Source organism: Pseudomonas sp. FSL R10-2189, from assembly GCF_009600325.1.
GTDB lineage: Bacteria > Pseudomonadota > Gammaproteobacteria > Pseudomonadales > Pseudomonadaceae > Aquipseudomonas > Aquipseudomonas helleri.
This window is the reverse complement of the sequence record NZ_WIVZ01000142.1, coordinates 1-325: the sequence shown is the minus strand read 5'-3', so window position 1 is coordinate 325 and position 325 is coordinate 1. Positions and strand designations below refer to the sequence as shown.

Genomic DNA, 325 nt, shown 5'->3' with positions numbered 1-325 from the left:
ACCATGGCCAGGCCCAAAAAGCTCATCACTGCCTCTTTCTCGTGGGGTAGCCACAGGCCATCCATGGTCTTCACAGGCGCACGCTGAACCAGACTTTGGCCGCGCATCAGCGCCAGAATTCGCTGGTACACGGAGGTTGCCAGGTACTCGGCGTGCTCATCCGTATCGGCAGCGACCAAGGGCACCCCGAGCATCACGTAGGGTTTGTCGAGAACGGCTGAAGGCTTGAAGTGATTGCGGTACACACGAATCGCTTCATGCATTAAACGCGGTGCGAAATGTGACGCGAAGGCGTACGGCAAACCGCGCTCACCGGCCAATTGTG

The 325-nt window shown here is 58.5% G+C and carries 1 pseudogene; it reads right to left on the bottom strand.

The annotated features are described in order from the left end of the window. A pseudogene (locus tag GHO32_RS26275) lies at nucleotides 1-325 on the bottom strand (LLM class flavin-dependent oxidoreductase); the annotation flags it as partial.